The organism is Aeromonas sp. FDAARGOS 1408, assembly GCF_019048665.1.
Taxonomy (GTDB): Bacteria; Pseudomonadota; Gammaproteobacteria; order Enterobacterales; family Aeromonadaceae; genus Aeromonas; species Aeromonas dhakensis.
The window spans coordinates 1,137,641-1,157,506 of the sequence record NZ_CP077394.1; the positions used below are offsets into that span (position 1 = coordinate 1,137,641).

The 19,866-nt window shown below is 63.8% G+C and carries 12 protein-coding genes; 8 read left to right on the forward strand and 4 right to left on the reverse strand.

The features are described 5' to 3' along the window. Positions 1-112 precede the first annotated feature (112 nt). Positions 113-1,243: a beta-aspartyl-peptidase gene (gene iadA, locus I6L38_RS05475; RefSeq protein WP_216989262.1), complete on the forward strand. Its 1,131-nt coding sequence runs from the start codon at positions 113-115 to the stop codon at positions 1,241-1,243. Between the two features lie 111 nt (positions 1,244-1,354). Here the strand turns inward: iadA and I6L38_RS05480 are convergent, their stop codons facing one another. Further along, positions 1,355-2,257, reverse strand: coding sequence for a lysine exporter LysO family protein (locus tag I6L38_RS05480; protein WP_216989263.1), 903 nt, complete (start codon positions 2,255-2,257; stop codon positions 1,355-1,357). 533 nt (positions 2,258-2,790) lie between these two features. On the opposite strand from I6L38_RS05480, the gene I6L38_RS05485 reads away from it, so the two are divergent. From I6L38_RS05485 to I6L38_RS05500, 4 genes are all read left to right on the forward strand, one after another. Next, positions 2,791-3,561, forward strand: coding sequence for an ABC transporter ATP-binding protein (locus I6L38_RS05485; protein ID WP_005299631.1), 771 nt, complete (start codon positions 2,791-2,793; stop codon positions 3,559-3,561). Positions 3,562-3,625: 64 nt separating this feature from the next. Next, positions 3,626-4,399, forward strand: coding sequence for an ABC transporter substrate-binding protein (locus tag I6L38_RS05490; protein WP_005299633.1), 774 nt, complete (start codon positions 3,626-3,628; stop codon positions 4,397-4,399). A gap of 139 nt (positions 4,400-4,538) precedes the next feature. Next, positions 4,539-5,279, forward strand: coding sequence for an ABC transporter permease (locus I6L38_RS05495; RefSeq protein ID WP_005299635.1), 741 nt, complete (start codon positions 4,539-4,541; stop codon positions 5,277-5,279). Between the two features lie 3 nt (positions 5,280-5,282). Further along, a complete protein-coding gene (locus tag I6L38_RS05500; protein ID WP_005299639.1) occupies positions 5,283-5,975 on the forward strand; it encodes an ABC transporter permease in 693 nt (230 codons plus the stop codon). Between the two features lie 52 nt (positions 5,976-6,027). Here I6L38_RS05500 and I6L38_RS05505 read toward each other — a convergent pair whose 3' ends face one another. The 3 genes from I6L38_RS05505 to I6L38_RS05515 form a co-directional block, all read right to left on the reverse strand. After that, positions 6,028-6,669: an energy-coupling factor ABC transporter permease gene (locus I6L38_RS05505; RefSeq protein WP_216989264.1), complete on the reverse strand. Its 642-nt coding sequence runs from the start codon at positions 6,667-6,669 to the stop codon at positions 6,028-6,030. An 86-nt stretch (positions 6,670-6,755) separates the two neighbouring features. Beyond that, on the reverse strand, positions 6,756-7,574 hold the full coding sequence (gene pflA, locus I6L38_RS05510; RefSeq protein WP_216989265.1) for a pyruvate formate lyase 1-activating protein: 819 nt from the start codon (positions 7,572-7,574) through the stop codon (positions 6,756-6,758). 65 nt (positions 7,575-7,639) lie between these two features. Then, positions 7,640-10,579 carry an EAL domain-containing protein gene (locus I6L38_RS05515; RefSeq protein ID WP_216989266.1) on the reverse strand — a complete coding sequence of 980 codons (2,940 nt, stop codon included), beginning with the start codon at positions 10,577-10,579 and terminating at the stop codon, positions 7,640-7,642. A 134-nt stretch (positions 10,580-10,713) separates the two neighbouring features. On the opposite strand from I6L38_RS05515, the gene I6L38_RS05520 reads away from it, so the two are divergent. The 3 genes from I6L38_RS05520 to pbpC all read left to right on the forward strand — a co-directional run bounded on the left by I6L38_RS05520 (position 10,714) and on the right by pbpC (position 19,856). Further along, positions 10,714-12,402 carry an FAD-dependent oxidoreductase gene (locus I6L38_RS05520; RefSeq protein ID WP_216989267.1) on the forward strand — a complete coding sequence of 563 codons (1,689 nt, stop codon included), beginning with the start codon at positions 10,714-10,716 and terminating at the stop codon, positions 12,400-12,402. A gap of 85 nt (positions 12,403-12,487) precedes the next feature. After that, the gene (locus I6L38_RS05525; protein ID WP_216989268.1) at positions 12,488-17,455 is read left to right on the forward strand and encodes an alpha-2-macroglobulin; all 4,968 of its coding nucleotides are present in this window, start codon (positions 12,488-12,490) and stop codon (positions 17,453-17,455) included. A 10-nt stretch (positions 17,456-17,465) separates the two neighbouring features. Then, complete coding sequence (gene pbpC, locus I6L38_RS05530) at positions 17,466-19,856, forward strand: penicillin-binding protein 1C (RefSeq protein WP_024942786.1); 2,391 nt, start codon at positions 17,466-17,468, stop codon at positions 19,854-19,856. The last annotated feature ends 10 nt before the right edge of the window (positions 19,857-19,866 follow it).

A 19,866-nucleotide genomic window follows, 5' to 3' on the forward strand; every position in this document is an offset into this window, starting at 1 on the left:
AAAACGGCCGCCTGGCCGTGAGGAAGTGCTTCCCTCCCTGACCGTCGGCTGGGTAGAGTGCAGCATGGCTGCCGCTTGACGGCGCACATCAACATCACGAGGAGCATGCCGCATGTTGACCCTGATCGAAGGGGCCGAACTCTATGGTCCGACCCCGCTTGGCCGCCAGGATCTGCTGGTGGCCGATGGCCGCATCGCCTGGCTCGGGCAGGGATTGTCTGTCCCCGCCGACTGGCCGCTGACGCGGGTGGACGCTCGCGGCCGCTATCTGGTGCCCGGACTGGTGGATCCGCTGGCCCACATCACCGGCGGTGGCGGCGAGGGGGGCTTTGGTTTTCGCACGCCGGAGCTCTCGGCAAGGGAGGCGTTGAGCGCCGGGGTCACTACCCTGGTGGCGGCACTTGGTACCGACAGCTTGACGCGCAGCCCGGCCCAGGTGCTCGGCAAGGTGCGCGAGTTTCGCGCCGCCGGGGTGAGCGCCTTCATGTATACCGGCTCCTACCATCTGCCGGTCAAGACCCTCACCGGCACGGTGGAGTCCGACATCATGCTCATCCCCGAGGTGCTGGGGGTGGGGGAGGTGGCCATCAGCGATCACAGGTCCAGCGCGCCGACCCACGACGAGCTGGCCCGTCTGGTGAGCGAGGCGCGGGTGGCCGGGCTGCTTGCCGGCAAGAACGGGGTGAGCTTCTTTCATCTGGGGGACGGGCGTGGGGCGCTGGCACCGCTGCGGGCTTTGCGCGATGGCACCGACATCCCGCTGCGCCAGCTCTACCCCACCCACTGCAACCGCAATCCCTGGCTGTTTGCCGAGGCCATCGAGTGGGGCCAGGCCGGCGGCTGGGTCGATCTCACCACCTCGAGCTTCCCGGACCTGCTGGACGATGGTGAGTTGCTGGCGGCCGACGCCCTGGTGGCGCTGCTGGCGGCCGGGGTGCCTGCCGATCGTATCAGCTTCAGCTCGGACGCTAACGCCAGCCTGCCGCGCTTCGACGGCGAGGGGCGTCTCATCGAGCTGCGCTGCGGCCAGATAGGCAGCTTGTGGCAGGCGCTGGTGGAAGCGTGCAGCAAGGGGATCGCGCTGGAGGTGGCGCTGGCGGTGGTGACGGCCAATCCGGCCAGGGCGTTGGGGTTGGCGGCCAAGGGCACGCTGGCGGTGGGGCAGGATGCGGATCTGCTGCTGATCGACCCCGACACGCTCACCATCGAGCGGGTGATGAGCGGCGGCCGCTGGCGCAGCTGAATATCGGAGTTAATGGGGAATCTGTGATGTCAGGCCACCCCTCTTTTAAACAACAAGCCCGGCAGCAGTGCCGGGCTTGTTGTTGACCGTGGGCCAGTCAGCGGGTCGAGATCAGATGGCCAGGAAGCCCAGGATCAGGATGGGGCCGAGCAGGCTCAGGATAAAGCCGGAGACGATGGCCACCGGCACCACCTGGATGCCGCCGGATTTCTGGATCACCGGCAGGGTGAAGTCGAGCGCGGTGGCGCCGCCATAACCGATGGCGGCGGAGGGGTGACGGCGCATCAGCACCGGAATGATCAGGATGGCGATGAGCTCGCGCCCCAGATCGTTGATGAAGGCGGCAGAGCCCAGCACCGGCCCCAGCTTGTCGGCCACCAGGATGCCGGAGAGCGAATACCAGCCGAAGCTGGAGCTGAGGGCCAGGCCGTGGGCCAGCGGCATGCCGAGCAACTGGGCGGCCAGCAGGCTGCCTAGCCAGCTGCTGACGATGACGGTGGCGGCGATCTTCATGCCCCAGGGGTTGAGCAGGATCTGGCGCAGCCGCATGCCGGAGTTGCGCATCTGCACCCCGATGAGAAACAGCAGCAGCATCAGGGCCCACTCGCTCCACTTGTCGATGGGCAGGGCGCGCAGGTCCATCAGCAGCCCCAGCAAGACGCCGCCCAGCACCACGAAGCAGAGCTGCAGCGACTCCCACAACAGGTGCAGCTTGCTCGGCATCTGGCCGTCGCTGGTTTCATGCGTAGGGGGGGAGCGCCGGTCCAGCCACCAGAGGGCCAGCAGATTGCACAGGGTAATGGCGGCAAGCATGACGCCGGCCACCTTGAAGATCACCGCCAGGTTGCTGCCCAGGTTCTCCACGTAGGCGAGCCCCAGCCCCATCAGGAACAAGATGAGATAGACCATCTTGCCCAACGATTGATTGACCAGCTTGATCAAACGGGCGGAGGAGAGGGGTACCAGATAGCCGATCACAAGCGGCAGCAGGATCAGCAACACATTGAGCAACATCGGGGCCTCGATCACAAAAACTGACAAAAATGACACCTTATCATCACTTATTGGCCCTGTGTCACATATTTGTGTGTTTGCCTGCCTCATCCGGAACTTTTTTATCGATTTGTTATGTTTCTGGTATGAAACGAGGCCCCGTTTCTGGGCATCTACCCACCCTGGTGCAACCCCAAAACGGCGCGAGTCGGCGATTTTTCAATGGGATGCGAGGGCGGGTAGGGTGAATAAAGCCACTCCAGCTGCCTTATGGCATGATGGGCGGAATTTTCTTGCCAGTAGTGCGCTGCGGGTATAAAAAGGCGGTGTCACCGAACCGGGGTGATTAGCATTTTATGCAGACAAAGTGCTGAAAAATACCTGTTTGGCCAATAAAAATACAGACAAAACACCAAAGACCTCGGTTCTGTATTGTTTTTTGACTATCCGAGTGATATTTTCGCTGAAGGTTGCCATCGGTTAACTTTTTGTTAAATAAGCGATGGCGTGAGTCACGCCCCTGCGGCGTCTAGGGACAGACAAGGTTGTAATGGATGAGCGACGTTGCCGCACTGGAAGTTCGTGATCTGCACAAGTATTTCGGCACCCACGAAGTGCTCAAGGGCATCGATATGACCGCCCACAAGGGGGATGTGATCTCCCTTATCGGCTCCTCCGGCTCGGGGAAGTCGACCTTTCTTCGCTGTATCAATCTGCTGGAAACACCCTCTTCCGGCACGGTTTCCCTCCATGGCGAGCTTATTCGCATGAAAACCAACCGCACCGGTGAACGCCTGCCGGAAGACATGCGGCAGGTGGAGCGCATTCGCAGCCGGCTGGCCATGGTGTTTCAAAGCTTCAACCTCTGGTCGCACATGACCATCATGCAGAACATCATCGAGGTGCCGATCCAGGTACTCAAGGTGCCCCGCGCCGAGGCCATTGCCAAGGCGGAACACCTGCTCAACCGGGTTGGATTGTGGGAGCGGCGCGACTACTACCCGGGTCACCTCTCCGGCGGCCAGCAGCAGCGGGCGGCCATCGCCCGGGCGCTGGCGGTGGAACCCGAGGTGATGCTGTTTGATGAACCCACCTCGGCGCTCGACCCCGAGCTGGTGGGCGAAGTACTCGGCCTGATGCGCGAGCTGGCCGAAGAGGGGCGCACCATGCTGGTGGTGACCCATGAGATGTCGTTTGCCCGCGATGTGTCGAACAAGGTAATGTTTTTGCATCAGGGCCGCGTGGAGGAGGAGGGCAATCCCAAGGAGATCTTCGCCCATCCCAAGTCCGAACGGTTCAAGCAATTCATCTCCTCCATCTATTGATGGCCGGAGCTGAGCCCAACAATCTGCAATTGCAACAGTCGATGACTTTATCAAGGAGAGATACATGAACAAGCTGATGCTGGCGACTGCCATGGTTACTGCCCTGTCCTCCGGCAGCCTGATGGCCAAGGAGTGGAAAGAGGTGCGGATCGGTGTCGAAGGTGCCTACCCCCCCTTCTCCTGGACCGAGCCGAGCGGCGAGGTGAAAGGCTTTGACATCGACATCGCCAACGCCCTGTGCGAGGAGATGAAGGTGAAGTGCACCCTGGTCAAGCAGGACTGGGACGGCATCATTCCGGCGCTGCTGTCGCGCAAATATGACGCCATCATCGCCACCATGGACATCACCGAAGAGCGCAAAAAGAAGGTGGACTTCACCCAGAAGTACCAGCACATTCCGGCCCGCTTCGCCGCCAAGAAAGGCACTGACGTGAAACTGGAGAAGGCCTTCATGGATGGCAAGACAGTGGCCGTGCAGCGTGCCACCTCCATGGACACCTTTATTACTGACAACTTCCCCAACGCCACCATCAAGCGCTACGGCACCGCCGATGAGGCCTATCTCGACCTGAAATCCGGCCGCGTCGACTACGTACTGGCCGACTCCGCCGCCATCAGCGACGGTCTGCTCAAGAAAGAGGGCGGCGATGCGTTCGAGTTCGTGGGCCCGAAACTGACCGATCCCAAGTGGTTTGGTGAAGGCGCCGGCATCGCGGTGCGCAAGGCCGACAAGGATCTGAAAGAGAAATTCAACGCCGCCATCCTGGCGCTGCGTGCCAACGGCAAGTACAAGGCGATCAACGACAAGTACTTCGACTTCGACGTCTACGGCGAGTAACTCCCAAGGCTAGCTGCCAGGGGCAGGAGCCAGGGCGTGACACGCACAATAGCGACAGGTTGACCCTCGTCTGTAGTCATCGGGCCCGTCGTCTCTCGCCAGGGAGTGATGGGCCCGCTTAGTTGCGATGGAACTGCATATGTTTGATTTGAAAGGATACGAAACCTCCCTGCTGGAGGGGGCCTGGGTCACCCTGGAGGTGGCGCTGGCCTCCCTGCTGCTGGCGCTGGTGCTCGGCATGCTGGGGGCGCTGGCCAAGCTCTCCCCCTACAAGTGGGCCCGCGGCTTTGCCACCGCCTACACCACAGTAATCCGCGGCATTCCCGATCTGGTGCTGATGATGCTGCTGTTTTTCGGCGGTCAGGTGCTCATCAACAACCTCTGTACCTGGGTCAACGAGACCTACAACAACTACCTGCTGGCGAGCAACCCCAACCAGGAGTGGGTCTCCCTGCTGCCCGATTACATCGACATCAGCCCGTTTGCGGCCGGGGTGGCCACCATCGGTTTCATCTTCGGCGCCTACATGACCGAGACCTTCCGCGGCGCCATCCTGGCGGTGGACAAGGGCGAGCTGGAAGCGGCCCGCGCCTTCGGCATGCGGGCAACCCAGGTGTTTCGTCGCATCCTGTTTCCCCAGATGATGCGCCACGCCCTGCCGGGCTTTGGCAACAACTGGCTGGTCTTGCTGAAAACCACGGCGCTGGTCTCCATCATCGGGCTCGATGACATGGTGCGCAAAGCGTCCCTGGCGGCGGGCTCGACCCAGCTGCCCTTCACCTTCTACATGGCGGTGGCCCTGATCTTCCTGATCTTCACTGCGGTCTCCACCTCGGCACTGAAATGGGCCGAGCGTCACTATGCGATAAAGACGAGGTAAGCCATGGATTTCTCAATCATTCTCAGCGAATGGCCCACCTACTGGCAGGGCCTCTACACCACGGTACTGCTGGTGGCCGCCTCCCTGATCCTCGGGCTGATGCTGGCGGTGCCGCTCGGCATCCTGCGCAACAGCCGCAACTGGCTGATCAAGGGGCCGATCTGGGCCTACATCTACTTCTTTCGCGGCACCCCGCTCTTGGTGCAGCTGTTCATCATCTACTACGGCGCCGCCCAGTGGGAGTGGCTGAAAAACAGCGTCGCCTGGGATCTGTTTGCCGAAGCCTGGTTCTGCGCCCTGCTGGCCTTCACCCTGAACACCGGGGCCTACACCGCCGAAATCGTGCGTGGTGCCGTGCTCAACATGCCCAAGGGGCAGATTGAGGCGGCCAACGCCTTCGGCATGACCCGCTGGCAGACCCTCACCCGCATCATTTTGCCCAACTCGTTTCGCCGGGCACTGCCGGCCTATAGCAACGAGGTGATCTTCATGCTGCAGGGCTCGGCGGTGGCGGGCATCATCACCATCGTCGATCTGACCGGTGCCGCGCGGATCATCAACTCCCGCTACTACAGCCCGTTCGAGGCGTTCCTGACTGCCGGCCTGCTCTACATGCTGCTGACCTTCGTCATCGTCTGGCTGTTCAAGAAGTGGGAAGCCCGCTGGCATGCCCACCTGCGCCCCCGCACCGTGTAACGCCCATAAAAAAAGCCCGCAATTTGCGGGCTTTTTTGTCGCTGCGTGTCCTTCAGCGGCCCAGGTATTCCCGGTCGAAGAAGGTGTTGACCCAGTGGGGGCGGTAGATGGCGAGCAGGGTCATGGTCATGCCGTTGAGCAGGGCTTCGGGGAAGAGCAGCAGTGGCCAGATGGAGAGGTAGTCGGCGCTGATGGTGTACCAGGGATAGGTGTCGCTCAGACCCATCAGCAGGGCGCTGGCCACCACCTTGACCGAGATGGATAGGGCGCCGCCAAGAAAGGCCACCACGAACAGGTAGACGAACAGGTGGCGCGGCAGCCAGGCCCAGCTGGCCAGAAACAACAGCCAGGTGGTGGCGACCGGCAGGGCCACGCCGATGAGGGCCTGCCAGCCGATGTCGGCCAGGGGGATGACCCCGAAGTAAGAGAGGACCAGCAGGGTGAGGCAGGGGGCGAGCAGGGCGAGACGCCAGCCCAGCAGCAGGGTGAGGCTGGTAAGGCCGAGAAAGTGCACCTCCAGTCCCTCGTGCAGGCCGGCCCGCAGGGTCCAGAGCGGCACCAGCACGATGGCGCCGCCAAGGCAGAGGTGCTGGTAGAGCGGATGGTCGTGGAGGGTGCGCAGCATGGTGCCACGCAGGCTGAATGTGAGCAGCAGTACCCAGAGCAGCAGGGCGGCGGCTTGTCCTTCACTCATGGCAGATCCTTGTCCGGTGACGGCATGCAGGTGGGCGAGGCCCGATGTGAAAGGGGCCGGCGTTTTCCCGGCCAGCCCCTGAGCTATCAGTATTTGACGTTGTTGTGGTACTTGGCGAGGATGCCCTGGACGCGGTCCATGGTCTCCTTGCTGGGGGGCTTGATCCCGGTGAGATCATAGGTATCGCCCAGTACGTCCCACTTGTGCTTGCCGAGTTCGTGATAGGGCAGCAGCTCCACCTTCTCGACGCACTCTCCCAGCTCGGCGATGAACTGGCCGAGCCCTTCGGCGCTCTCGTCATCGTCCGACCAGGTCGGCACTACCACGTAGCGGATCCACATGGTCTTGCCCTTGGCGGCCAGGTAGCGGGCAAACTCCAGGGTGTACTTGTTGCTGACGTGGGTCAGCGGAATGTGCTTGTCGTCGTTGATCTGCTTGATGTCGAGCAGCACCAGATCGGTATTGTCGAGCACCTTGTCGAGCTGTTCGTCGTAGTGGCGGACGAAGCCGTTGGTATCGAGGCAGGTGTGGATGCCCTTCTCCTTGCAGGCGGCGAACAGTTCGGCGATGAAATTTTGCTGCAGCATGGCTTCGCCACCGGAGGCGGTGACGCCGCCACCCGAGGCATTCATGAAGTGGCGATAGCTGGTGATGTCGTTCATCAACTCCGGCACTGTCACCTCGCGGCCGCCCTGGGTGTCCCAGGTGTCGCGGTTGTGGCAGTACTTGCAGCGCATCAGGCACCCCTGCATGAACACGATGAAGCGTATTCCGGGGCCATCGACGGTGCCGCAGGTTTCAACGGAATGGATCCGGCCAATGACCCCGGATGTATCGGTGGTCACACTGGTTTCAGCGGCGGTGCCGCTGACTTCGACAGCAGGGATCCGATTAATGACAGACATAGACGACTCCAATGATTCGAGCAGGCCGTTATTTTATTACATAAAGCCCTATAAATCCTACATGTTTAGCCCAGAGCCGGGGCACCCAGCAGGCTCTCGAGGGCTTTGACGGTGAGCGGCCTGCTGGTCAGGAAGCCTTGATAATGCTGGCAGCCTAGGGCTTTGAGGATGGCGAGCTGCTCTTCGTCCTCCACCCCTTCGGCGGTGACGGTAAAACGAAAAACCTTGGCCAGTTCCAGGATCGCCTTGACGATGGCCTTGTCCTGCTCGCTGTGCACCAGGGTCTGAATGAAGCTTCTGTCGAGCTTCACCTCGTCCGCCGGCAGATCACGCAGATAGGCGAGCGACGAGTAGCCGGTGCCGAAATCATCGATGGAGAGCAGGATGCCGAGCTCCTTGAGCTGGCGCATCCTGGCGATGCTCTCCAGCCGGTTCTCCAGCACAACGGATTCGGTCACCTCCAGCAGCAGGCGGGAGGGGGGCACCCCGGTATCGCGCAATATGTATTCCACCTGCTGCACGAAGCCTGCGGTGTGGAACTGGCGGGCGCTGACGTTGACCGACAGATGGGGAATGGCCAGCCCGCGGTTGAGCCAGAAGCTGTACTGGGCGCAGGCGGTCTTCATCACCCAGTAGCCGATGTCCTGGATGAGGCTGGTCTCCTCGGCGATGGGGATGAACTCCGCCGGCGGCACCATGCTGCCGTCGCTGCGCTGCCAGCGCAGCAGCGCCTCTATGCCGGAGAGCGCGCCGTTGTCGACCCGGTATTGCGGCTGATAGTGCAGTTGCAGCTCGTGGTGGCGCAGGGCGTCGCGCAGCTGGTTGTTGAGCGCCAGCTTGCTCTTCTCCTTCTCCGCCATGGCCTCGCTGAAGAACACATAGTTGCCTTGGCCGGATCGCTTGGCCATGTGGGTGGCGGTGTCGGCCTGCTGCATCAGCACCAGGTGATCCTTGTCCTCGCTGGAGAAGAGGCTGATCCCCACCGAGGCGCTGCAGTGCAGCTTGTGATCTTCGATGTCGAACGGGATGCGAAACAGCCCCATCAGCTCGCGGGCGAAGTGCTCAGCCAGGATCTTGGCGGTGACATAACCCTGGCCCAGGGCGCTGAACAGCAGGGCGAACTCGTCCCCCGAGATGCGGGCCAGCACCAGATTGTCCTGGGGCAGGGTCTTGAGGCGCTCCACCACCGCCTGCAGCAGCAGATCGCCGCAGGCATGGCCGAGGGAGTCGTTGATCGACTTGAAGTTGTCCAGGTCCACCAGCAGCAGGGCGCCCCACTGGCCGCTGGCCTCCTGCAGGGTGCGCTGCATGATGTCGTTGAGGCTGCGGCGGTTGTAAAGGCCGCACAGATCGTCGTAGTAGGCGAGCTGCTCGATGTGGCGCGCCGCCTCCTTTTCCTGGGTGATGTCGTAGAAGCTGCAGACATAGTGGCTGAGCTCGCCGTGCTCATCCTGCACCCCGCTCACCATCAAGCGGACCGGGAACAGGTGGCCATCCTTGTGCAGGCAGCGCTCTTCGCCCATCCAGAATTCCTGGGCCGCCACCGCCTCGCGCACATCCTGCGCCAGGTGATCGCCATAGTAGGTGGGTCTGAGCAGGACGATATGCTGTCCGATCATCTCATCGTCGGCAAAGCCGGTGATGCGACCAAAGGAGCGGTTGACCTTGAGGATGATCCCCTTGTGATCCATCACCAGCAGACCGTCGTGGGTGTTGAAGGCCACCTCGGCCAGCCGCAGCGCATCGTCGGCGGCCAATCGTTGCAGCTCGACGGCGGCCCGCTCGTGCTGGCTGCTGAGGGCGTCGAGCAGCGGCATGGGGTCGGCCAGTGGCGTGTCGAGCAGCAGGGTGAGCTGGCCGATGGGGGCGCCCTGCGAGCCGTGCAGCGGAATGCCGACATAAACGGGGGCATTGAGTGCCAGCAGCTGGCTGGCCTGGGGATAGCGCAGGGGCAGGTCTTCCACATAGACAGCCTGGCCGTGCTGGAACAGCTCCTGGCCCGGGCCCGGGTCCATCTGGATGGGCTTGAGCACCGAGAAGGTTTCCCCTTCCAGCACGCAGCGCGGGATCATCCAGAGATCCTGACCGCGTGGCTGGTACTCGCCGATCCAGCCGATGCGCGCGCCACTGACGCTCATGGCCCAGCGCACCAGGGCGCGGCAGTAAGCGATGCCGGTCAGCAGGGTGAGCTCGGCAGGCAGCGTCAGCACGGCGGGCTGGACCGGCTCCTGCACCGGTTGCCAGTGGCCGAGCAACTGGGCGCTGTGACGCACCAGTTGCAGCATCTCTTCGCTCAGCGGGGTGGCGTTGAGGTATTCGAGGCTCAGCACGCCGATGAGTTTTTCCTGCTCCAGCAAGGCACCGTCCAGACGCGAGCTCACCCCGGCATTGGCCAGATAGTAGTGCTGACTCAGCATGGGCTGGTGCGCGGCTTCCGAAAAGCTCAGGGACTTGCGGGTGCGCAGGGCGCGGATGTAGCGACTGTCGCCGCGAATGGCTGCTACCTCGTCGGCCCCCAGGGTAAAGACCGGGGTCAGCTGCTCGCTGCCGAGGGGGCCGTTGGCCTGATAGTGCCAGAGGATGAGGCGATCGGCCCCCAGGCTCTCCTTGAGGGCCTCCAGCATGGCGGCAAACTGCTGCTGGCTCGCCATCTGGCTCAGGCGCGGCAGTTGCAGTGCCAGGTCGGCCACCGGCTCCTGGCGCAGGGTCTGCAGGCAGATGAGCCAGAAGGCGTCTTGTTCGTGGGAGAGGGCAATGTGCCACTGCTGGCCGGCAAAGCGCAGTACCAGCTTGCCGCCATGGCCGTTGCTGAGGGCCTGTTCGATGGGCAGGCGCAGTGCATCCGGCAGCTGGGCCGGCCAGGGGCCTCTGGGCTCATCGAGCCAGTAGAGCGGGGTTTGCATCACATCGGTCAACGCGACCAGCCGTTGGCTGCGCACGTCCAGACGAAAGAACAGCGGTGTCTGGTTGGCAGAAGAGAGATGACTGAGCGCGGTTGACGACATGAACTGATAACATCCTGTTGAACGACTGTCGGGTGGCAAGAATACTGCAAAATTGGTGCAAACAAAATTTCATTGAAATCTAAATTAGAAGATACTAATTTAGTGTCAATTTGTCGTTGACTGGAGTCTTGCTGATGAAACGGATCCTGATTGTAGGCGGGGTAGCGGGGGGCGCGTCTGCCGCCGCCAGAGCCCGCCGTCTGAGCGAAGAGGCGGAAATTGTGATGTTCGAGCGGGGCGAGTTCGTCAGCTTCGCCAACTGCGGGCTGCCTTATCACATCGGTGGTGACATCCCCAACCGGGATGCCCTGCTGTTGCAGACCCCCCAAAGCTTCAAACGCCGCTTCAACGTGGATGTGCGGGTCTTTCACGACGTCATCGAGATAGACAAGGCCGGCAAGAGCCTGCTGGTGCGCAACCTGCTGACCGGTGAAGAGCGGCGCGAACCCTACGACGTGCTGCTGCTTAGCCCTGGCGCGGCCCCCATCCGGCCTCCCTTCCCCGGTATCGACAGCCCGGGTGTGTACACACTGCGCAATATTCCCGACATGGATCGCATTCTGGCGGCGCTGGCGCACGATCAGCCGCGCCACGTCACCGTAGTGGGGGGCGGCTTCATCGGGCTGGAGATGATGGAGGCGCTGCACCAGCGCAAGCTGGACGTCACTTTGCTGGAGCTTTCCGACCAGGTGATGGCGCCGGTGGATAAGGAGATGGCCAATATGCTCCATGCCCGCATCCGGGAGGAGGGGATCGACCTGCGCCTGCGCACCGGCCTCTCCGCCATCGAGAGTCTGGATGTGCTAGCGGAAAAAACCGCTGCCGTGGCCACTGAACAACGGGGCGGGCTGCGACTGACCCTGAGCGATGGCACCCGGCTCGATACCGGGCTGCTGATCCTAGCCATCGGTGTCAAGTCAGAGACCCTGCTCGCCGCCAAGGCGGGGCTGGAGCTGGGGCCCCGCGGCGGCATCAAGGTGGACGCCGCCATGCGCACCTCAGATCCCTTCATCTATGCGGTGGGGGATGCGGTGGAGGAGACCGACTTCATCACCGGCGAGTCTGTGCTGATCCCGCTGGCGGGGCCTGCCAACCGGCAGGGGCGCATCGCCGCCGACAACATGTTGGGGCGCAGCGAAACCTACAAGAAGACCCAGGGCACCGCCATCTGCAAGCTGTTCGATCTGGCGGTGGCCAGCACCGGGCTGAACGAGAAGCGGCTGCTGCAGCTGGGGCTGCCGTTCGAGAAGGCCTATGTCCACCCGGGCAGCCACGCCGGTTACTACCCTGGTGCCCACCCGGTCAGCCTCAAGCTGCTGTTTGCCCCCGATGGCAAGATTTATGGCGCCCAGGCCATCGGCAAGGACGGGGTCGACAAGCGCATCGATGTGCTGGCGGTGGCCCAGCGCGCCGGTCTCACCGTGTTCGATCTGCAGGATCTGGAGCTCACCTATGCACCGCCCTTCGGGTCGGCCAAGGACGTGATCAACATGGTGGGCTTTGTGGCCAGCAACCATTTGAAGGGGGATACCCTGCTCTGTCATGCCGCCGAGGTTGAGGCCCGTCATCCCCATCAGCTGGTGCTGGATGTGCGCAATGGCCCCGAGCTCGACAAGCTGGGTCGCATTCCGGGGGCGATGCACATTCCGCTTGATGAGCTGCGCAATCGCCTTCATGAACTGCCCAAGGATAAAGAGCTGCTCATCAGCTGCCAGGTGGGCTTGCGCGGCCACGTGGCCTGTCGCCTGCTGAGCCAGCACGGCTTCAAGGTGAAGAACCTCTCCGGCGGCTTCAAGACCTGGCAGATGGCGGTGATGGAGTAACCCGCCACAGATGCAACAGCGCCGACCCCTGGGTCGGCGCTGTTGCATCTGGCGGGGGGCCGCCGGCGTTTTAACGCAATGAGTTTTGTGTCAAGCGAGCCTGATCCCTTATCCTGTTGGCTATTGCGCTGCACTGGCAGCGAGCCAATCAGGGATGACATTTATGCGCCGCGTCGACTCTCACCCTCGCTTCTCTTGTTCCTCACCACAACAGACGGCCGCTCCCGGGCGCCGCTGGCCGGCCCTGCTGCTGGCGGGGCTCACGGCGCTGCTGCTGAGCGGCTGCGGCCCCGACAAGCCTGTCGCCAATACGCCGACCGCGCAAACTGATGCCCAGCAGGAGGCAGGGGCGCCGAGTTCAGTCGTGCAGGCCAATGCCCGCCAATATCGGGATGCCCCGGCGCTGGCGCTGGTCTTCTCCGGCCAATTGGCGCCCAAGGCCAATTGGCAGAGCTGGCTATCGGTCAATGAAGGAGGCAAGCAGCTGCAGGGGGAGTGGATCCTCGCCGATGATGGCCGCACCCTCTACTTCCCGAACGTGCAGCCCGATAAAAGTTACGAGGTGAGCCTCAAGGCGGGGCTGGGCCCATCCCCCCAGAGTTGGACCCTCAAGACCCGTCCGCTGGAGGCGGGGGCTTCGTTTACCGCCAGCGGCATGGTATTGCCGCTGCGCGACGAGCTGCGCCTGCCCATCAGCGCGGTCAACGTGGACGAGGTCAATATCGACTTCTTCCGGGTCGATGCCGAGTATCTGCCCCGTTTCCTGGCCGAGTATCGCCCCGGTGCCGGCATGGGCAACTGGGAGCTCGAGCAGATCACCAAGCGGGCCAAGCGGGTGTTCAGCGGCCGCTACGCCCTGGAACTCGATGCCAACCGGCGCGAGACCCGCCTCATCAATGTGAAGGAGCCGCAGCTGGCGGAGGCTGGCGTCTACTTTGCGGTGATGTCGCCTCTTGGCAACTACGACTGGCGCAAGGAGACCACCTATTTCGCGGTGAGTGACATGGGGCTCAGTGCCCGCCGTTATCGCGATCAGCTGGAGGTGTTCGTGAGCTCCCTGGCCAGCGCCGACCCGCTCAAGGATGTGCAACTCTCTCTGCTCGACGAGAAGGGCAACCGGCTGCAGGTGCAAACCACCGATCCGCAGGGTCATCGCCGCTTCGATCAGGTGCAGGGGGCCCGCCTGCTGCTGGCCGAGCAGGGCAACCATCTGGCGGTGCTGCGCCTCGACGGAGCAGCGCTCGATCTCTCCACCTTCGATCTCGGTACCCAGCCCTGGCAGGCCCAGCAGTTGTATCTGTTCAGCGGGCGCGACCTTTATCGCCCCGGCGAGCGGCTCGACAGCGAGATCCTGCTCAAGGGGCAGGATGGCCAGCTGCTGCCGGGCATGGCGGTGGAGCTGGAGGTGAAACAGCCGGACGGTCAGCTGCTCGAACAGAAACGGCTGTTACCGGACAATTTGGGCGCCGCCCACTACGGTCTGCGATTGCCGGATGATGCCCCGCTCGGGCGCTGGACCATCAACCTCAAGACCGCCGCCGGCAGCCGCTTCGAGTGGCCTTTTCTGGTGGAGGAGTTTCTGCCGGAGCGGCTGAAACTGCAGCTTGGCAAGGGGCCGGATGGCGAAGTGACGAGTCTGGACGCCGCCCTCAGCCTACCGCTGCAAGGGGACTATCTCTACGGTGCGCCAGCGAGCGCCACCAAGGCCAAGGCGGAGGTGAAGATAAGCCGCGCCACCATGCCCTTTACCCAGTGGCAGGAGTTCACCCTCGGGGACGTGCTGCTCGCCGAGCAGGCCAAGGATCTCGAGCCCCTCAACATCACCCTCGATGCGCAGGGGCAGGGGACTTTTTCGCTTGCTGATGAGCTCGACAATGTGCGCGCCCTCGGGCCGCTGGAGGTGGCCTATCGGGTGTCGCTCTCCGAGCCCGGTGGCCGCGCCGTCAATCGCAGCCGCACCCAGTATGGCTGGCCCGTGGACAGCCAGTGGCCGGCGCTCAAGGCCGATTTTGTGGCAGATCGGGTGGAGGGGGGCAAGCCGCTCCCCTTCCAGATCCTCAACCTCGATGACAAGGGCCAACCGGTGGCGGGGACGGTGAAAGTGCGCCTCATCAACGAGTACCGCGACTACTACTGGCACTATGCCGATGGCGAGGGGTGGAAGTACGAGTTCAACAGCCAGCCCTATCTGGAGCAGGAGCAGACCCTGCAGCTGAATGGCAAGGGGCCGACCCCGCTCACGCTGCAACTGGCGGCGGGCTGGTATCGGTTGGAGGTGGAGAACAGTCAGGGCCATCAATCGAGCCTGCGGGTGGAGATCGGCAGTTACGCCTGGGGCGGCGGTGGCGAGCAGGCGCGGCCTGACAAGATTGCCATCACCCTCGACAAGCGCGCCTATCAGGCGGGTGACAAGGCCAAAGTGACCCTGGTGGCGCCGCGCCCCGGCAAGGGGTTGTTGCTGGTGGAGGATGGCGACGGCCTGCGCTGGTGGCAGCGTATCGAGCTCAAGGGGGCCGATGGCGATGCCAAGGATGCCCGCGGCGAGTTCGAGATCCCGGTCAGCCCCGAATGGCAGCGTCACGATCTGCACATTTCAGCCCAGATCGCCGCGCCAGACAGCGCCTCCAAACCGGCTGGCAAGCAGCAGGGGCAGAGCCTGCGCTCGGTCGGTCTGGTGCCGCTCACGCTGGACCGGGAAGCGCGCCGTCTGCCGCTCACCCTGAGCGCGCCGGATAAAGCGGTGCCGCTTACCCGGCTGGAGGTGACCGCCACCTCCACCCCCAACAGTCAGGGACGGGTAGTGCTGGCCGCAGTGGATCGGGGCGTGCTCAATATCAGCGACTACCAGCCGCTCGACCCGTTCGAGATCTTCTTTGGTCGCAAGCGCTTCGCCCAAGATTTGTTCGACAACTACGGCCAGGTGATCCCGCCGCAGGATGGCAAGCTGGCCCGCCTCAATTACGGCGGCGATCGGGCGCCGCTGAAAAAGGGTGGCGCGCTGGAGAGCCGGGTCGAGATAGCCGCACTGTGGAGCGGCGAAGTGAGTTTTGACGAGCAGGGCAAGGCGGTGATCCCGCTCGATCTACCCAACTTCAACGGCGAGTTGGCGCTGATGGCGCTGGCCTGGAACGAACAGCAAGTCGGGGAGGCCGAGCGCGCCGTCAAGGTAGTAGCGCCCTTGGTGGCCGAGATCGGCTGGCCGCGCTTTGGCGCCAGAGGGGATGAGACCCGGGCGCTGGTGCAGCTGCGCAACATGAGCGGCGAGGATCAGACCCTCTCCCTTGTCTGGACCCTCAATGGCGGGCTCAAGGCACACGGCGAGCTGCCCGGCACCCTTTTCCTTAAAAATGGCGAGGAGCAGTGGCTGACCCTGCCGCTCACCGTGATCGGAGCGAGCGGCGTGGCAAGCCTGCAGTTGGCGGCCAGCGGCAAGGATTTTGCCATCAGCCGCGACTGGACTTTGCCGCTGCGTTCCCCCTGGCCTGCCGAGACTCGCCAGCGCTATCAGATGCTGGCCCCCGGCCAAGAGATGGCTTTTGCGCCAGCTGAGCTGGCCGGGCTGGATCCCGCCAATCTGCAGGGGCTGCTCAGCCTCTCCGGCACTCCCCCCTGGGATCCGGCAACCCAGTGGCAGGCGCTGGCTGACTACCCCTACGCCTGTCTGGAGCAGACCCTGTCCCGGGCCTGGCCTTACTTGCTGACCACGGCGGATGAGCGGGCCGCCTGGAGCAAACCGGCAGCGGGCAAGAAAGCGGCGAATGAGGCGGATGTGCAACGCGCCCTGCTGCAGCGGCTGCAGCGGTTGCAACTGCCAAGCGGCGGTTTTGGCCTGTGGGATGGCCGCTCCGACGAGGAGCAGTGGCTCACCGCCTATGCCGCCGACTACCTGCTGGCGCGCAAGGAGGCAGGCGATATAGTGCCGGAGGCCATGCTCAATCAGGCGCTGAACCGGCTGCAAAGCTATCTCACCGACAGCCAGTACGGCGAGCGCTGGAGCAGTGCCCCCGAGCACAGCCGGTTGGCCTATCAGGCCTACAGCGCCTATGTGCTGGCTCGGGTGGGCAAGGCGCCGCTCGCTACCCTGCGCCTTATCTGGGAGCAGCAGGCCGATCACGCCCGCTCAGGTTTGCCGCTCTTGCACCTCTCGCTGGCGCTCTCGGCCATGGGGGATGAGCAGAACGCCGCCAAGGCCCTCAGCCGGGCATTGGCGACCGAGCGCGGGGACGACTATCTCGGGGATTATGGCTCGCCGCTGCGTGACCAAGCCCTTGAGCTCTCCTTGCTGCGCCAGCACAAGCTGGCTGCGGATCGCTGGCCCGCTCTCAGTGCCAAGGTGGCCGATACCCTGGCTCACCGTCAGTGGCTCAGCACCCAGGAGCGGCTCGCCCTGCTGCGACTCGCCCGCTTCGATCCGGCCGTCGACTGGCAGGCCAGGATGAGCTCCTCGCTTGGCAGTGGATCCCTGAGTGGTTCGGCCCCGTTGCAGCAGGGTGCCCCCGAGGCACTGGCGGCGAGTACCGTCACCAATGAGGGCAAGGGCTCCCTCTATGTGCAGCGCACTCTGGTAGGTTACCCCGAGAAGGCTCCTACCCGGTTGAGTCAGGGGATAAGCGTGACCCGCAGCTGGTTCAACAGCGATGGTCAGCCGTTTGATCCCGCCAAGGTGAAGGTCGGCGATCTGGTGGTGGTGCGGCTCAACGTCAGCAGTGAATCGGCGGTGCCCGATGCCCTGCTGGTGGAGATGCTGCCCGCTGGCTTCGAGCTGGAGAACCCGGCCCTTGGCAACAGCATCAAGCTCGAAGAGCTCTCCATCGAGGGGAAACCGGCGTGGCAGAGCGAGTGGAACGACTATCTCAAGCATCAGGAGTTTCGCGATGACCGCTACACGGCGGCGCTGGATCTGAGCGAGGGAAGCAACCAGCAATTGGTCTACCTGATGCGGGCGGTGACGCCGGGCCGCTATCAGGTGCCGCCGACCCAGGTGGAGGATATGTACCGCCCCGAGCTCAGGGCCGTGGGTGAGGACATCCACGAGGTAACTATCTCTGAGTAGCTGGCGCTTGATGGGTCGCAGACGCTCTCTGGGCAACGACCCCTCCCTTGAGCGGGTTCGCCCGCTCACTTTCTGGCAGCGTGGCTGGCTGAAATTAGGCCGCGCTGGCGGGCGCTGGCTTGGCTGTCTGCCGCGCTGGCTGCGCTTTTCTGGGCTGGGCGTTGTAGCACTGCTCCTGTCATTGCTGGCGCTGGATCGTATTTTTCCGCCGCCGCCACTCGACCCGGCCTACGCGCGGGTGGTGCTCGACATGAAGGGGCGACCGCTGCGCGCCTTTGCCGATACCAGCGGGGTGTGGCGCTACCCCGTGACCCTGGAGCAGGTCTCCCCCCGCTATATCGAGGCGTTGCTTGGCTACGAGGATCGCCATTTCTGGCGTCATCCCGGGGTCAATCCGGTGGCCATGGTGCGCGGGGTCTGGCAGTGGCTGCGCTACGGGCGAGCCGTGTCGGGCGGTTCGACCCTCACCATGCAGGTTGCCCGCCTTATCGAGCCCTATCACAGGAGCGTGCCCGGCAAGCTGCGTCAGATGGCCCGTGCGCTGCAGCTGGAGTGGCACTACGACAAGCGCACCCTGCTCACCGTCTACCTCAACCGGGCGCCGTTTGGCGGCAATCTGGAGGGGGTGCAGGCGGCAAGTTTTGCCTACCTTGGCAAAAGCGCCGCCAAGCTGACTTATGCCGAGGCTGCGCTGTTGGCGGTGCTGCCGCAGGCTCCCAGCCGCAACCGGCCGGACCGGCACCCCGAACGGGCTCGCGCGGCTCGCGACAAAGTGATGCAGCGGCTGGTAGCGCAGGGCGTCTGGCCCGAGGAGGTGTGGCTGGAGGGGCGCATCGAGCCGGTGCTGGCCCGCGGTCACTTCACGCCGATGGAGGCACCGCTCTTTGCCCGCCTCGCCGCCGACAATCAGGCCGGGGCGCTGGTGCACACGACCATAGACGGGGATCTGCAGCGCTGGCTGGAGGGACGGGTGGCGAGCTATATCCGTCGCTTCCCGGAGCAGACCTCAGCGGCGTTGCTGTTGGTAGATAACAAAACCATGGCGGTGCGCGCCTATGTGGGCAGTGCCGAGTATGGCAATTTGCGCCGCCACGGTTATCTGGACATGGTGCAGGCGATCCGCTCCCCCGGCTCTACGCTGAAGCCCTTTATCTACGGTCTGGCCATGGATGAGGGGCTGGTGCACTCGGCCTCCCTGCTCTCCGATGCGCCAAGGTTGGGATCTGACTATCGTCCCGCCAACTTTTCCGGCGCCTTTCAGGGGCCGGTGACCCTGGCCCAAGCGCTGCAGCAATCCCTCAACGTGCCGGCGGTACAGGTGCTGGAGGCGCTTGGGCCGGACAAACTGGTCAGCCGTCTCGACAACGCCGGGGTGCGACTGGCACTCTCCGACAAACCCAATCCGGCCATTGCGCTGGGGGCGGCAGGCATTCGGCTCGAGCAGCTGGTGGCGCTCTACAGTGCGCTGACCCGTGAGGGACAGGTAGCTATGCCGGTCTGGCTGGCGGGGCAGCAGGCGGTGTCGCGCCCCTTGCTGAGTCCGGGAGCAGCCTGGATCATCTGGCAGATATTGAGCGTGCAGGGGCGGGCGGATCAGCCCTTTGCCAGCGAGGCGACCGGCCGGGTCAACCGACTGGCCTGGAAGACCGGCACCAGCTATGGCTATCGCGACAGCTGGGCGATGGGGGTTTCTGGTCGCTGGACCATAGGCGTCTGGTTGGGGCGCCCCGACGGCACCCCCATGCCCGGTTTTTACGGCCAGAGCGCGGCAGTGCCGCTGCTGCTCTCGGTCTACTCGCGGTTGGCTGACAGCAGCCCCCTGCCGGCACAACCCAATACGGTGAGCGAGGCCGAAGTTTGCTGGCCGCTGGGGCGCAAGGCGAGCGCGACCCTGCCTGAGGCCTGTCTGCAGCGCCAGAGCGCCTGGCTGCTGGAAGGGCGCGATCCCCCCACCTTGCCGGATCCCATGGATTGGCCTTCGCCGCTGCGCCAGGTTGCGTTGACCGTTCAGGGAAAACCCACTCTGAGCCGCTGTCAGGATGCGGCGCAATCCGGTTTTCGGGCGCTCTGGCCATTGTCGCTGGAGCCGTGGCGGGGGCCTGGCGAGCGGCGCCAGGTGCTGCTGGCAAGCCACTGTGCGGGGGAGGGGCAGAGCACCGAGCTGCATGCTCCCATTCGCATCCTGGCGCTGGGAGAGGGCAACCTTGTTCGCAGCCAACGCTATCGGCTGCAGCCCAAGGTGCTGGGGGGCGTCGGCAAACCGGCCTGGTTTCTCAACGGTCAGCGGCTGCGCTGGGACGGGGATCAGGTGCTGAGCGAGGCGGGTCGCTATCAGCTGGTGGTGGTGGACGAGGCGGGTAACAGCGATCGCATCGAGTTTCGCTTGGAAAATCCCTCCTGAGGGGAGGCGC